We start from the raw sequence: 13275 nt of genomic DNA, 5'->3' as shown, positions 1-13275 counted from the left end.
ATGATGAACTGCTGGTGCTGACGCGCCTGCACGATTTCAGGGATGAAGTGGAAAAGATCTTCATTGAGTTCATGCTGAACAAAAATAGCTGGAATGTGTCCAGAACGGCGCAGGAGCTTGACATACAGCGGAGCCACCTGTACAACAAGATGGAACGGTACGGCATCCGCAAATCAGCAGCAGATGAATAACAAGCACATTTACCTCATAAGCGGCCTGGGCGCAGATGAAAGAGTATTCAGCCGGCTGGAGTTCCCCGCCGGGTATGAGACACACTTTCTGCCCTGGATACAGCCGCTGACGCCGGGAGAGCCCATTGGCGAGTACGCCGCCCGCATGGCGCGGCGCATCCTTCACCCCAACCCCGTATTGCTGGGCCTCTCCTTTGGCGGTATGATGAGTATAGAAATGGCCCGCCATATACCGGTAGAAAGGGTCATATTGTTGTCGTCCGTAAAACAAAAACAGGAACTGCCCCCTTATTATAACGGCCTGGCCCGGCTGCTGCTGCGGCAGTTGCCGGACCGCATCCTTTTCCGGCGCCGGCAATACATTGTGCGCCTTTTCATGCAAAGTAAAACCGAAGAAGAACTGGCCCTGCTGCGGGACTACATGCAGAAAAAAGACTACACCTACATGCGCTGGGCCCTCAATGCCATCCTGCAATGGCAGAACGAATGGGTGCCGCACCATTGCGTACATATTCATGGCAGTGCAGACAGGCCTTTTCCCCGCCGGTACGTCAACCCCACCCACACTATTGTGAACGGCGGCCACTTCATGGTCATGAACCGCGCGGCGGAGATCAGCCGCATCCTGGAAAGAGAATTATAACATCACTTTACGCCGCGCAAAGTCTACCATTTCCGTCAGCGTATGCAGCAGCATAACGTTGGCAGGAAGGGGAACGGTAATGCGGGACACCTGCGGGCCGGATATAGTGATGGGAATGGAAGGGAAGTATTTGCCCAGCTCCTTCACAAAATTGTCCAGCGTCTTTTGGGGAAAGTTGGTGATGATGTGCGTATACACATGGTCTGCCCGCTTGCGCTCAATATAGAAACGAAGGTCTTGCAACGGCACGCTGGCCCCGAAGTTGACCACCGCGCAGCCGTGTTTTTTCATGAGGTATTGTGCAAAGAGCAGGGGAATTTCGTGAAACTCGCCCTCGGGGAGGAACAGCAGGAACTTTTCGCCGCCCTCGGGAGGCATGTCAAGCCCGTCTATGGCCACCATCAGCTTTTTACGGATAATGCTGGACGCAAAATGCTCCTGGGCCGGTATTACACAGTCTGCCAGCCACAGCAGGCCTACCTTTTCAAGGTAGGGGTATATCACCTTCAGCATGGCCTGCTCAAAACCCGTGCGTAACAATGCGTTATGAAAAACCCGCTCAAATTTGACCTGGTCAAAGTCTATCATGGCCTCCACCAGCTGGTTAACATATACCTGCTGCAGGTGGGGGCCTTTCTGGCCTGCTTCGTCCAGAGACAGCTGCCGGATCTCCTCGTCCGTCATCACGGCAATTTTGGATATCTTGTAGCCGTGGCGGTACAGGTAAGCTATGCGCAGCATGTGTTTCAGCTCGGCATTACTGTAAACGCGGTGATTGGTATCCTTGCGCTTGGGGCGCAGCAGTTTGTACCGTTGCTCCCATATGCGGATGGTATGCGCCTTGATACCGGTGAGGCTTTCGATGTCCTTTATGGTAAAACTGTTCAATGTTCTGGATTGCAGATTAAACAAAAATAGACATAAAGTTGCATCCGGCTCAATTAGTTTCCGGGAACTTACGTGTGATTTTTAAGAAAACTTTTGTAGCCGTTTTCTGGCTTACAATTAACAGAATATTATATTTGTTCCCTGAACAACTAAAAAGAACAGCATGAACCTGGCATTTTGGAAGAAGAAAGACGGTCAGCCGAAGAAGAAGAAATCCGCACTACGGGAATGGCTCGATGCGGCTATCTTCGCGGTGATTGCGGCAACGCTGATTCGGACCTTCATTTTTGAAGCATATACCATCCCTACGCCTTCTATGGAAAAAACCTTGCTGGTAAACGATTTCCTGTTTGTCAGCAAAGTTAGTTACGGCCCCCGCGTTCCCATGACACCGCTGGCCGTGCCTTTTACGCACCATACGCTTCCGCTCACCAAATATACCAAGGCCTACTCCGAGGCCGTACAATGGAAATACAGGCGCATACCCGGTTTCAGCGAAGTAAAGCGGAACGATGTGGTGGTGTTCAACTTCCCGGAAGGTGACACTGTGGCCCTGGAGCGGTCAGACGAAAGTTATTATGACCTGGTGCGCCGCATGGGCCGTGACCAGGTATGGAGCCAGTACAAGGTGGTCTCCCGCCCGGTAGACAAACGGGAGAACTATATCAAACGCTGCGTGGGCATTGCGGGAGATACCCTGGCCGTGCGTGAAGGCGTTGTAGTGGTGAACGGCGTGCCCGAAGCGCAGCCGCCCGCCAGCGAGCGCCTGTACCATGTGACCACCACCACCGGGGACCGGCTGAACCACATGCGGCTGGAGGAAATGAACATTGAAGACGTGCCCGAGGTAAGGGTGTCCGGCAAGATCAGCTATAACCTCACCCCCTCCGAAGTAACTTCTGTAAAACAGCTGGAAGCCGTGAACGGGGCGGTAGAGCCTTTTATTGACGGTAACGAAGACGGTGTGTGGCCGCAGGATACCGCGCATTTCAAATACACGGTAGACAATTTCGGGCCTGTTTATATCCCGAAAAAAGGCGCCACCGTACGGCTTGACAGCAGCAATATTGAGCTGTACCGCCGTATTATTGCCGTATACGAAGAGAACACGCTGGAAACCAAAGACGGCCGTTTTGTGATCAACGGCACGCCTACAGACCAGTATACCTTTAAAATGAACTATTACTGGATGATGGGAGACAACCGCCATCATTCCCTGGACTCCCGCTACTGGGGCTTTGTTCCCGAAGACCATGTAGTAGGCAAGGCCTGGCTCATCTGGATGAGCTACGGAAAGGGCGGCATCCGCTGGAGCCGCTTGTTCAGGACCATCAGGTAATACGGAAGCCCAGCTTCTCCACCGGGAGCAGCCATGCTGAAATTCCTTATCTTCGGAAAGCAGCATGCCTGCTCCCGGTTTTTTAATACCAACAGTATGAAAATCAATACCCAACAGTTCAGCTACGAAGAATACGCCAACGCCGGAGAACTAAACCCGGCAGACGCTTCGCTGCTGCAGGCCGCCAAAGACGCCACGCGGCAGGCTTATGCCCCTTACTCCCGCTTCAGGGTAGGGGCGGCGCTGCAACTGGCTAACGGCCAGCGGGTAACGGGTACCAACCAGGAAAACGCGTCTTATCCCGTAGGCATCTGCGCGGAACGAACGGCCCTTTCCGCCGCATCTGCCCAATACCCCGGTGTAGCGGTTGAAACGCTGGCCGTCAGCTATGATAACGAGCTGGGCCCCAGCCAACACCCCATCACCCCCTGCGGTATTTGCCGCCAAACGCTGGCCGAGTACCAGCAGCGTTTTCAGGCGCCCATCCGCCTGGTGCTGGGCGGCCTCAGCGGAAAGGTGATTGTGATACCGGATGCGGCGTTGCTGCTGCCGCTGTCTTTTTCTTCGGAGAACATGAAATAGCGGCCGCGAGAAGGGCGCCCCTCAGTAATATGCATAACGGCCCGCGCAGCATTTCTTCCCCGTATAAGAAATAATGCTATTATATAAATTATCTTTTTTTATATTTGTGTAGCGCTGATGCGCTGCCAGCTATGAACCTATACCTTATCCTGCTGAATGCCAGCCTGTTGGCGCCGGGTTACACCGCTCCGCCTGCCATGGCTCATCCTTTTCCGGTTTTTAAAGGAGGAATTGCACCTATGACGTACACCGCCCCCGGCAACCCTGCCCGGCAGCTGTACCGTGAGGGCCGCCGTATGCAGCGCAGCGGGCGGCTGGATGAGGCGCAGCAGCATTATGAGGCGGCCATCAGGGAGAACCCTCTTTATGCTGACGCTTATCTTGCGTTGGCGGCGCTTTACCAGCAGCAACAACAGCCTGAACCAGCCAAACAGCAATTACAAACCCTGTTGCGCCACTTCCCTGCGCAAAGGGAGGCCCTGGCCATGCTGGCGGCCCTGCATTATGAGCAGCATGCCTGGGAAGATGCGCTGGCCTGCGCTTTCCGGGCGCAGGAGCTGGGCCAGCCGCAAATGCACCGCATCATAGGTCTCAGCTACGGATTCCTGGACCACCCCGCGGAAGCCGTGCAGGCGCTGGAAAAAGCACATCAAGAGAAAAAGCTGGACGGGGAAGAGCTGTGCAGGCTGGCGCGCCTGTACGCGCAGCTGGAAGATTATCAGAAAAGCATTCAATACTACGAACAATCACTGAAGGCTGGCAGCAACCCGCCTGATGTATATTACGAATTGGGAATGATGCACTTTAACATGAAAAACTACAAGAACGCCGCCGGGGCATTTGAGCAGGCAGCCAGATCTGGCCGCCCGGTAGATGCGGACCTTTATTTGAACCTGGGAATGGCCCACCTCAGACAGGCCGAGTACGATCAAGCCATCCACCACCTGCAAACCGCCCTCAGCTTAAGGCCCAAAGACATACAGGTGATGTTGAGCCTGGCCAACGCTTACTACAAGCAGCAAGATTACCGGCAGGCCGCCACGCAATGGAACAAAATACTGATGATGCAGCCGCAGAACGCTTTTGCCATGTTCATGCTGGGAAAATCCTACATGGGTTGCGGAGAGCTGGCAAAGGGGCAGGCCATTTGCGACCAGGCTTTGAAAATATCGAACTGATATAGGGCGGCTGCAAAACCTGCCGCAGGCCGCAGATCACTTTTGCCACTGTTACATCCGCTCCGGCACTGCAATCCCCAGCATTTTCATGCTCTGTTTGATAGTGCTGGCGGTGAGTGATGCAATTTGCAGGCGCAGCTTTCTTTTGCTGTCAGACTCCGCGTCCCTTACAGAATAAATGTATTTGCCCTGTTCTTTTTTGGCGTAGAAAGAATTGAACGTTTGCGCCAGCAGGAAGGCGTAATTGGCTATTACGGAAGGGCTCATTTCACGCTGGGCTTCTTCCAGGATGCCGTCAAACTGCTCGCAGAGCATGATCAGCTCTTTTTCCATAGGCAGCAGCGCTTCTTCGTGCGTGTAATCTGCCAGTACGGCAAGGTCTGCTGTGGAGAACTCGCGCATAATGGACTTGATGCGCGCATAGCTGTACTGGATGAACGGGCCGGTGAAGCCATGCATGTCTATGGACTCTTCCGGGTTGAAGATCATTTTCTTCTTCGGGTCTACTTTCAGCAGGAAGAACTTCATGGCGCCCAGGCCAATGGTTTCGTTCAGCTCCCGCAGCTCTTCTTCTGAAAAGCCTTTCACTTTGCCCAGCTCTTCCGTGTTGGCGGCGGCGGTGGCAATCATTTCGTCTACCAGGTCGTCTGCGTCCACCACGGTGCCTTCACGGCTTTTCATGCGGCCGTGCGGCAGCTCCACCATGCCGTAGGAGAGATGGTAAATGCCGTCTGCGCAAGGCTCCTGCAGTTTTTCAAGGATGAGCTTCAGCACCTTGAAATGATAGTTCTGCTCATCAGCCACTACGTACACGCTTTGTTCCATGTGGTAGTCGTCATATTTAAGACGGGCGGTGCCCAGGTCTTGCGTCATGTATACGGAAGTACCGTCGCCGCGCAGCAGCAGCTTTTCATCCAGCCCTTCGGCGGTGAGGTCTATCCATACAGAGTTGTCTTCCTTGCGGAACAGCACGCCCTTGCGCAGGCCTTCTTCTACCAGGTCTTTCCCCAGCAGGTAGGTCTGGCTTTCGTAGTACATCTTGTCAAAGTCGATGCCCAGGCGGCGGTAAGTTTCATCAAAGCCTTCGTACACCCAGCTGTTCATGGTCTGCCAGAGGGCGCGTACTTCCGGATTGCCGGCCTCCCATTGCTGCAGCATGATCTTGGCCTGTTGCATGATCTCGGTGCGGTTGCGGCTTATTTCCTTGATCTCGTCTTTTATCTTCGTGCTCTTCTCTTCGTCTGCCTGTACTTCAGGCTTTTGCAGCGCCTGGTAGAGTTTGATGATCCTTTCTTTCTCCGCTCCGTCAAAATCTTTGAACTCACCTTCCAGCACATCTGAAATAATAGGCTCCGCCTGTTCCTTGAGAATGGTCTCGAAATGCACGTAGTAGTCACCCACCAGGTGGTCTCCTTTAATGCCGGTGGTGGCCGGCGTATCTCCATGGGCAAACAGTTGCCATGCCAGCATGGATTTGCAGATATGGATGCCACGGTCGTTCACGAGGTTGGCCTTGATCACTTCAAAGCCGTTGGCCTTGAAAATTTCCGCCACCGAGTAGCCGAGAAAGTTATTCCGGAGGTGCCCCAGGTGCAGGGGCTTGTTGGTATTGGGAGAGGAGTATTCGATCATTACCTTGCGGCCGTTAGCGGGCTTCTGGCCAACCTGCCGGCTGGCATGCGCCTGTTGTACAAAACGGATCCAGTACTGGTGGCGTACCTGCAGGTTGAGGAAACCTTTCACCACGTTGAAGCCGGTGATCAGGTCCGCATAATTGGCCGTGAGCCAGGCTCCCAGCGCCTGGCCGGTTTCTTCCGGCTTTTGCCGGCTGAACTTTGTAAATGGAAAAACAACGATGGTATATTCTCCCTCAAATTCGGGCTTGGTAGTGTTAACCGCAATGTCTGCAGCCGTGAAAGGCTGTTGGTACAGGGCCTGTATTGCCGCAGCAGCGGCATTCTTGATGTCAGAAACTACACTCATACTGAATTGATCTTAGAGGGCAAAGGTACTTTTATTAAGCCTAATTTAACACCCCTTTAAGAAGGGCAACGGCTATTTTCCGTAATTTTGCAGGAGTTATTTATCCCTTTCCTGTTTTGTTCAAGTAATAACCTGATATGATAAAACCGACCCGTACATTCGAGAAGATGGCCATTTTTGATATGGACAACACCCTGCTGCAGCGCAGTTTTATACATACCGCCGCCGCCTCGCTGGGTTTTACGGATGCATTGCGGAATATTGTTGCGGCCGGTTACCCGGACGTTGAGCGTACCCAAAAAATTGCCGGCCTGCTCAAAGGCCTGCGCCAGGAACAACTCATGGCCGTTGTAGCCTCCATTCCTGTAGTGGAAGATGCCGCCGCCGTAGTGGCGGAGCTGCAGGGGAAAGGGTATGTATGCGGCATTATCAGCGACAGTTACACCTGCATCACCGAATACGTGAAGAACAAACTGAAAATGGATTTCAGTTGTGCCAATGTGCTGGAGTTTGAAGATGATATAGCCACCGGTACCGTATATATTCCCCACAATTTCCGCCGCTTGCAGAACAGTGACTGCCAGCACGACTATTGCAAATGCAACATGATGCGCCACATCAGCAGCCAGTTTGCCATTGACACGGCAGATGTGCTGGCCATTGGTGACGGCGTGAATGATATTTGCATGCTGAGCCACGCGGGTACCGGCGTGGCGTTCAACGCCACCTGCGCGCAGGTAAATGAAGTGGCAGACGTGATCTTGGACGAGCGCAGCTTCAGGCCGGTGCTGGAGTTTGCTTAAAACAGCATGTACATCCCGGTTTGCAGGAGGTGGTTTTTTGCATGAGAGGCTGCTGCCCGTTGCGCAACGGGCGTAATTCCCCGGTTGTAACGAACATTAAATCCCAGTCTTTTGCCCGCCTGGTACCCGGCGCCGAATGCCGCCAGCAGATCGGCCGCATTTTCGTGATGGTCTACATAGCTTACGCCATCTGCATAATAGTGTTCCCGCAACTTTCTGTTTACAAGGATGCCCAACTGAGGCCCGGCCTCAAAGTATAACCTGCTTTTGAACCGGTATTGGGCAAGCATGGGGAAGGCAAGATAATTGCAATCCGTAGCAGGCCCCAATACCTTTATGAAATTGCCTCCGCCCTGTTGAGAAAAGTATACTTCCGGTTGCAGGCGCCAGTGCTCATGAAGTTTCAGGTGAAATAACAAACCGGCATGGAACCCTATGCGTGGATTGTCAATGTTCCGGGTGAGCCAGGATACATTGAGGCCCGCCTTGGGGCCGAAGCGGAATATTCTTTCCTGCGCTGCCGCGGGAGAGTGGTACAGGGTGCATGCTGCCAGCAGCATAAAAAGATATTTCATACAGGGGCCGGGTTTGATATAGAACGATGCGTTCCCTTCCAAAGTTACACGCAAAAAAAAGCAGTGCACCAGGAATGGTACACTGCTCCGGATTTTATAGGTAGATACTATCTTTTTGTTATATGTTAAAAGTTGACAGCTTCCATTTAACAAATAGTGTGCCGATACAAAGGCCTCCGCATACCGCGGAGGCCTTTGTCATGTTGTCATATCATTGTCAGGGCGCTAGTAGATGGTAAATTCCACCCTGCGGTTTTTCTGCCGCCCTGCCGCTGTTTTATTGGAGGCAATGGGCTGCGTTTCTCCGTACCCGGTGGCCTCAATGCGGCTCGGGTTAGCGCCTTGTGAAACCAGGTAGGCTTTTACAGATTCTGCCCTGTCTTTAGACAGGCGCATGTTGCTGGCATCGTTGCCCACATTGTCTGTATGCCCCGCCAGTTTCAGGCTGAGGTTCTTCCGTTTCAGCAGGTCCGCTACCCGGTTAAGCGAGGGGTAGGAGGCCGGTTTGATGTCTGATTTGCCGGTGGCAAATTCCAGGTTGGCAATAGCATCCCGCACCAGGCGCCGGTCGTCTTCCGTAATAATAACCTGTACGGGGCCGGGTTTGGCCGTGTCCGGCTTGGGCAGCGGGCAGCCGGAGCCGTCCACCTTGTCGGTTTTGGGGGTGTTCGGGCATTTGTCGAACAGGTCTGAAACACCGTCGCCATCACTGTCTGCCTGCAGCTTTTCAACACTGGCGGCCAGTTTGGCGTTAGATTCTTTCTGGGCGTCCAGTTCCAGCTTCAGCTGGTCTTTCTGGGCCACCAGGTCGTCATACATCACGGCGGGGGCATTGTGCCACTGCAGTTGCGGTTTGGCGCGGTTGCCCAGGGCAAACTCGATGCCCACATGCGCATAAGAGAACTTGTCTTTCGTAGGCGAGTTGTAGTTATACCCGTCAAAGTTGTCGCCATCCACGTAATGCATGGTGTACCCCAGGTCCAGGTTGGTGATGTCACTCAGCCTGAACTTGATGCCGGCGCCCACGGGCACGTAAAATTCCTTGAGAGTGCCGGAGGGCTTGTATTCGGTAGTAACCCCTCCCGGTGTGGTCATTTCGGGGCTATAGCCCGCCAGCCCGCCGCCCACGGAGAGGTACAGCTGCGCGGCGCCCTGCTTGTGCAGCCAGTTGATAGAGGCTACATTAAACACGGCGTTAAGGCTGCCTGACCATTTAAGGGTGGTCTCGAAAGACTGGTACTGCCGGTTGGGGTCGGAGCCGTCTCCCAGCTTGCGGCTGTTGTCTCCCTTTACCTTGCCGCCCATAAAATCCGCACGGAGGCCCAGGAAATGGAGGATCTGCCATTTAACGTTGGCGCCGTAACCGTAGTTGACCTGCCATTTGGTAAAGTCATTACTGCCGCCGGTGGCCACAACGGGCATCAGCACCCCTGCATTAACGCCAATGGAGAAGGTCCGGAATTGCTGGCTGCCGCCAAATACTTTCCCTGCCGGGGCGGGGTCTGTGGCCTGCGGGGTCTGCGCAAGGCCTGCCAGGGGTAAAACGGTCAACATACTGAAGACCCACTTCATGGTTCTGTTCATATGATATTTGGTTAGGTGTACAGCATGGAAAACAAATTTTGAGCCACTGTGTTGTAATGGGGAAGACATCTTTTTTATTCTCATACAAGCATATTGGTGCGGAAACTGACATAATAGCATACTGCCATGCCTTGGCATAATCATTGAATACCCATCAAGGTCTGAAACCTTTCAGGCTACACTGTTTCACAAAGGAGAACATTATTATTATGGGAAAGATTATAGGAATTGACTTAGGAACTACCAACTCTTGCGTTGCCGTAATGGAAGGTAACGAACCGGTAGTAATTGCCAACGATGAAGGCCGCCGTACCACGCCTTCCGTTGTAGCTTTTTTAAAGAACGGCGAAAGGAAGGTAGGTGACCCGGCCAAACGCCAGGCTATCACCAACCCGGTAAATACCATTATGTCGGTGAAGCGTTTCATGGGCCGCCATTATGACGAATTATCCAACGAGATCCCCCACTGGAGCTACAAAGTAGCAAAAGGCGATAACAACACTACGCGTATCGATATAGATGGCAGATTGTACACTCCGCAGGAAATATCTGCCATGATCCTGCAGAAAATGAAGAAAACGGCCGAAGATTACCTGGGCCAGGAAGTATCCGAGGCGGTGATCACAGTACCCGCTTACTTCAATGACGCCCAGCGCCAGGCTACCAAAGAAGCCGGTGAAATTGCCGGCCTTACGGTACGCCGTATCATCAACGAGCCTACCGCGGCCGCACTGGCTTACGGGCTTGACAAAAAACATGCAGACAGCATCATTGCCGTGTTTGACCTTGGCGGTGGTACTTTCGACATCTCCATCCTCGAACTGGGAGACGGGGTGTTTGAAGTGAAATCTACCAACGGTGATACCCACCTGGGTGGAGACGACTTTGACAAGGTGATCATGGACTGGCTGGCCGATGAGTTCAAGAAAGATGAAGCGGTAGACCTGCATAAAGACCCCATGGCATGGCAACGCCTGAAAGAAGCGGCCGAGAAAGCAAAGATAGAGCTGTCTTCTTCCCAGGAAACCGAGATCAACCTGCCTTACATTACGGCAGTAGACGGTGTGCCCAAGCACCTGGTAAAAAAGCTGACCCGCTCCAAATTTGAGCAATTGAGCGATAGCCTGGTGGAAAGAACGTTGGGCCCCTGCAAAAAGGCCCTGGCAGACGCCGGCATGGACGTGTCTAAAATTGATGAAGTGATTTTGGTGGGCGGTTCTACCCGTATCCCCAAAATACAGGAAGTAGTAGAGAAATTCTTCGGTAAAAAGCCGAACAAGGGCGTGAACCCTGATGAAGTGGTAGCCGTTGGCGCCGCTATCCAGGGTGGCGTACTGACCGGTGAAGTGAAAGACGTGCTGTTGCTGGACGTAACCCCCCTGTCTCTCGGTATCGAGACCATGGGCGGTGTGTTCACCAAGCTGATCGAGTCCAACACCACCATTCCTACCAAAAAGAGCGAGATCTTCTCCACTGCGGCAGATAACCAGCCGAGTGTTGAAATACACGTGCTGCAAGGCGAAAGGCCCATGGCCGCCCAGAACAGAACGCTGGGCCGTTTCATCCTGAACGACCTGCCGCCCGCGCAAAGAGGCGTGCCGAAAATTGAAGTGGTGTTTGACATTGACGCCAACGGCATCCTGCACGTAACGGCAAAAGACCAGGGCACCGGCAAATCTCAGAACATCCGTATTGAAGCGGGCAGCGGCCTGAACAAGGACGAGATCGAAAAGATGAAGGCAGAGGCCAAAGCACACGAAGCGGAAGACAAAGCCGCCCGTGAAAAGGTGGAAAAGATCAACCAGGCAGACAGCCTCGTATTCCAGACTGAAAAGCAGTTGAAAGAGTACGGAGACAAGATCCCTGCTGATAAAAAAGCACCGATTGAAACTGCGCTCGAAAAACTGCGTGAAGCACAAAAAACGCAAGACATAGCACAGATAGACGCTGCTGTAAATGAACTGAACACCGCATGGACGGCTGCTTCAGAAGAAATTTACAAAGCCCAGGCACAGGGCCAGCCCGGCCCGGACGCGCAAGCCGCCGGCCAGCAACAGGGCGGTCAGCAGGGCCAGGCAGGTGATACTGTAACGGATGCTGAGTTTGAAGAAGTAAAATAAGTTTGTTTTAGTTGAATAGCTGCAGGCCCGGGCATTTTGATATGTCCGGGCCTTTTTTTGTGTGGGCCTATTTTTTTGCGCGGAGCGCCTGGCCGTAGTCAAACACCAGGTTGCAGAAGGCTTTCACGCCGGTGTCCAGCATACTGTCATCAATATAGAAATCAGGCGTATGGTGGCCGGGAGCCTTGCGGGGATCGGCGCCTTTGGGCATGCCGCCCAGGTAAAAGAAAAACGCCGGCGCTTTGGTGCCATAGAAAGAAAAGTCTTCCGCACCGGTTACCCAGCTCATGGTAGCTACGTTGCCGGCCCCTGCCGCCTTTTGCAGAGAGGGTACCATGCGTTGCACCAGCGCGGAGTCATTGAAAGTGACGAGGGTCTTGGTATCAATGGTCACCTTTACTTCCGCGCCCGCTGCGGCGCCTACCTGCATGGCTGTGCGGCGGATGCGCTGGTGTACGTCCTGCTGCATTTTACTGTCAAGCGTGCGGATGGTGCCTTCCAGCAGCGCCTCTTCCGGAATGATGTTATTGCGTACGCCGCTGTGGAACTTGCCTACCGTAATAACTACCGGCGCCTCCACAATATTGGCCTGCCTGCTTACAATGGTTTGCAGGGCGTTAATGATCTGTGTGCCGGTCACAATAGGGTCTATGCTGTTCCAGGGCGCAGAGCCGTGGGCCTGTTTGCCCTTGATGGAAATGGTGAACCAGTCGGATGAGGCCATGGCCGCGCCGGGTTTGTAGTGTATACGGCCCGCTTCAATGGCGGAGCTGATATGCAGGCCGAACACGGCGTCTACCACAGGGTTGTCCATCACCCCTTCTTTCACCATCAGCGGCGCGCCGCCTTCTTCATTGCCAGGAGGGCCTTCTTCCGCGGGCTGGAAAATGAACTTCACGGTGCCGGTTATATCTTTTTTCATGCCGGCCAGTACGCTGGCGGTGCCCATCAGGATGGCCACATGACTGTCATGCCCGCAGGCATGCATGACCGGTACCGTTTGCCCCAGGTATTCTGCCGTAACGGTTGATTTGAAAGGAACGTCTACCTTTTCCTGCACGGGCAGCGCGTCCATATCTGCCCGGAGAGCCACTACCGGGCCGGGCTTGCCGCCTTGCAACAGGCCTACCACGCCGGTTTTGGCCACGCCGGTCTGTACCGTGATACCCAGCGAGCGCAAGTGCGCGGTTACATATTCGGCAGTTTTAAATTCGCGGTTAGACAGCTCGGGGTGTTGATGCAGGTGCCTTCGCCATTTGATCACTTCAGGCAGGATGGCGGCGGCCTTCTGGCTGATTTGCGCCTGAAGGTCTTGCGCCTGCAGCGATAGCGAAAAGCAGGCAAGTGCAAAGGTGGTCAGCAGTTTTTGCATGTTAGCAGGATTCTGGT

General features: G+C 53.6%; 12 protein-coding genes. 7 read left to right on the top strand and 5 right to left on the bottom strand.

Features of this window, described 5'->3' with window-relative positions; translation table 11 throughout:
• Positions 1 to 14 precede the first annotated feature (14 nt).
• Together D3A97_RS00410 and D3A97_RS00405 are read left to right on the top strand one after the other, a co-directional pair.
• Entirely contained in the window at positions 15 to 191 is a 177-nt protein-coding gene (locus tag D3A97_RS00410; protein ID WP_119075508.1) for a helix-turn-helix domain-containing protein, read from the top strand.
• Entirely contained in the window at positions 184 to 834 is a 651-nt protein-coding gene (locus D3A97_RS00405; protein WP_157986286.1) for an alpha/beta hydrolase, read from the top strand. The genes D3A97_RS00410 and D3A97_RS00405 overlap by 8 nt, the downstream gene beginning before the upstream one ends.
• Here D3A97_RS00405 and D3A97_RS00400 read toward each other — a convergent pair.
• Complete coding sequence (locus tag D3A97_RS00400; protein ID WP_157986285.1) at positions 829 to 1722, bottom strand: MerR family transcriptional regulator; 894 nt, start codon at positions 1720 to 1722, stop codon at positions 829 to 831. The genes D3A97_RS00405 and D3A97_RS00400 overlap by 6 nt on opposite strands.
• A 163-nt stretch (positions 1723 to 1885) precedes the next feature.
• Between D3A97_RS00400 and lepB the strand changes: the two genes are divergently transcribed.
• The 3 genes from lepB to D3A97_RS00385 all read left to right on the top strand — a co-directional run bounded on the left by lepB (position 1886) and on the right by D3A97_RS00385 (position 4821).
• Positions 1886 to 3061, top strand: a complete 1176-nt coding sequence (gene lepB / locus D3A97_RS00395) for a signal peptidase I (protein ID WP_119075501.1) — start codon at positions 1886 to 1888, stop codon at positions 3059 to 3061.
• Positions 3062 to 3157: 96 nt separating this feature from the next.
• Positions 3158 to 3643 (top strand): cytidine deaminase, encoded by a 486-nt coding sequence (locus D3A97_RS00390; RefSeq protein ID WP_119078354.1) that lies wholly within the window; start codon positions 3158 to 3160, stop codon positions 3641 to 3643.
• Between the two features lie 239 nt (positions 3644 to 3882).
• Positions 3883 to 4821, top strand: coding sequence for a tetratricopeptide repeat protein (locus D3A97_RS00385; RefSeq protein WP_198673805.1), 939 nt, complete (start codon positions 3883 to 3885; stop codon positions 4819 to 4821).
• 51 nt (positions 4822 to 4872) lie between these two features.
• On the opposite strand, the gene D3A97_RS00380 is transcribed toward D3A97_RS00385, so the two are convergent.
• The gene (locus tag D3A97_RS00380) at positions 4873 to 6804 is read right to left on the bottom strand and encodes an arginine--tRNA ligase (protein WP_119075497.1); all 1932 of its coding nucleotides are present in this window, start codon (positions 6802 to 6804) and stop codon (positions 4873 to 4875) included.
• Positions 6805 to 6941: 137 nt separating this feature from the next.
• Between D3A97_RS00380 and D3A97_RS00375 the strand changes: the two genes are divergently transcribed.
• The gene (locus D3A97_RS00375) at positions 6942 to 7607 is read left to right on the top strand and encodes an HAD family hydrolase (protein ID WP_119075494.1); all 666 of its coding nucleotides are present in this window, start codon (positions 6942 to 6944) and stop codon (positions 7605 to 7607) included.
• Here the strand turns inward: D3A97_RS00375 and D3A97_RS00370 are convergent.
• Together D3A97_RS00370 and D3A97_RS00365 are read right to left on the bottom strand one after the other, a co-directional pair.
• Positions 7604 to 8182, bottom strand: coding sequence for a porin family protein (locus D3A97_RS00370; RefSeq protein ID WP_157986284.1), 579 nt, complete (start codon positions 8180 to 8182; stop codon positions 7604 to 7606). The two genes, D3A97_RS00375 and D3A97_RS00370, sit on opposite strands and share 4 nt — an antisense overlap.
• A 225-nt stretch (positions 8183 to 8407) precedes the next feature.
• The gene (locus D3A97_RS00365) at positions 8408 to 9766 is read right to left on the bottom strand and encodes an OmpA family protein (protein ID WP_232825801.1); all 1359 of its coding nucleotides are present in this window, start codon (positions 9764 to 9766) and stop codon (positions 8408 to 8410) included.
• A 209-nt stretch (positions 9767 to 9975) separates the two neighbouring features.
• Between D3A97_RS00365 and dnaK the strand changes: the two genes are divergently transcribed.
• Positions 9976 to 11886, top strand: coding sequence for a molecular chaperone DnaK (gene dnaK / locus D3A97_RS00360; RefSeq protein ID WP_119075490.1), 1911 nt, complete (start codon positions 9976 to 9978; stop codon positions 11884 to 11886).
• A gap of 67 nt (positions 11887 to 11953) precedes the next feature.
• On the opposite strand, the gene D3A97_RS00355 is transcribed toward dnaK, so the two are convergent.
• Positions 11954 to 13258: an amidohydrolase gene (locus tag D3A97_RS00355; RefSeq protein WP_119075487.1), complete on the bottom strand. Its 1305-nt coding sequence runs from the start codon at positions 13256 to 13258 to the stop codon at positions 11954 to 11956.
• Between the last annotated feature and the right edge of the window lie 17 nt (positions 13259 to 13275).

Source organism: Chitinophaga alhagiae, assembly GCF_003568665.1.
Classification (GTDB): domain Bacteria; phylum Bacteroidota; class Bacteroidia; order Chitinophagales; family Chitinophagaceae; genus Chitinophaga; species Chitinophaga alhagiae.
The sequence above is the reverse complement of the archived record's forward strand: the minus strand, read 5'-3'. Positions and strand labels throughout refer to the sequence as shown.